The organism is Psychrobacter urativorans (genome assembly GCF_904846695.1).
Lineage (GTDB): Bacteria > Pseudomonadota > Gammaproteobacteria > Pseudomonadales > Moraxellaceae > Psychrobacter > Psychrobacter urativorans.
Map to the genome: position 1 here is coordinate 1 of NZ_CAJHBR010000071.1, position 856 is coordinate 856.

Sequence of the window (856 nt, forward strand, 5' to 3'; positions counted from 1 at the left end):
TATAGTCACTGCACTACAAAAGAGTTATGTTTTGGATGAATATCATAAAACAATTTAGATAAGTCATTTTCCATCCAACCTTGGCGTAAAAACTTCACTTGAGCCCACTTCTTCTCGATGGGATTTAGATCAGGGCTGTAAGGTGGTAAGAATAAAAGTCTGTGGCCATGTCTGTTAAGCAGTTTTTGAACTCGCTTATGAAAGGCAGCATTATCCATAATGATTACACATTTTCTCTTAAGCTTTGGTATCAGCGTGAACTTGCACCAGCGATAGAAAACCTTTTTATTAATGTTGGTCTTTAAGCAATTGAGTGCAAACAGCGTTTTGCCATATAGTGCACCAATCACGTTGGTTCGATCTTTGGCTTGCCAGTTGTAACTGCCAATGCAGGGGCTACCAATGGGTGCATAACCACAAGGACGCATCGTTTCACTCTCAAAGCCACTCTCGTCCATATAGACAATAGCAAAGCCTTGAGCAATGTAGTGGTTAAGCTTGGTCAGATAAGTCGCTCTTCTCACAGGACAGGCTTTCGGATGCTCAAGTGTCTTTTTTTTTGCTAACACCGATACGTTTTAAGGCTTTACTAATACCTGTTGGGCTACATCTGAAACGCTGTGCCCGCTCATAGTGATAATCGTCAGGGTGGTCTTTGACATCTTGAGCTAAGGCTTCATCCTCTATTTTGTAGGGCTTAATATATCGGGTGGTTTTGCTATGAATACGCTTTTTCCACTTCTGGATAGTCGTAGGACTGATATCATAGAAAACAGCAGCTTCAGCAAAGGTCATACCCTCATCTAAGCTTTTCAGGACTTGTTTGCGATAATCTAGGGAGTAAGTCATGGTCATT

At 41.4% G+C, this 856-nt stretch carries 2 protein-coding genes; both read right to left on the reverse strand.

All coding sequences use genetic code 11. The features are described from left to right. Positions 1–5: 5 nt before the first annotated feature. On the reverse strand, positions 6–524 hold the full coding sequence (locus JMY09_RS14415; RefSeq protein WP_201624636.1) for a transposase: 519 nt from the start codon (positions 522–524) through the stop codon (positions 6–8). A 19-nt stretch (positions 525–543) separates the two neighbouring features. Then, positions 544–856 (reverse strand): IS630 transposase-related protein (locus tag JMY09_RS14420; RefSeq protein WP_320157838.1); only part of this gene is annotated, 313 nt, incomplete at its 5' end.